At 56.7% G+C, this 238-nt stretch carries 1 pseudogene; it reads right to left on the reverse strand.

The annotated features are described in order from the left end of the window. Window positions 1-238, reverse strand: a pseudogene (locus tag QP381_RS09440) (IS256 family transposase); the annotation flags it as partial.

The following is a 238-nucleotide window of genomic DNA, read 5'->3' on the forward strand; positions in this document are numbered from 1 at the left end:
ATTCGTACTGGATCGTCAGGCAGTTCCGTTTTTAAGTAGAGCCACCAATCCAGCATGCGGCGTTGTCGTTCGCCTGATCTGCCGCGGTGGGTTCTGGCGAGCAGTTTGAGCTGGGCGTTGATGCCGCCTTCTAAGCTGTTGGTGGTGGATTTGATCCGCTCGGGCGCAAGGACTCCTGCTGGCGGGTTGAGGTAGACAAACAGCATCTCGGACCGCCAAAGATGGTTGAGGCTGTTGT

The sequence above is a fragment of the Pauljensenia sp. UMB6358 genome (assembly GCF_030216865.1).
Classification (GTDB): domain Bacteria; phylum Actinomycetota; class Actinomycetes; order Actinomycetales; family Actinomycetaceae; genus Pauljensenia; species Pauljensenia turicensis_A.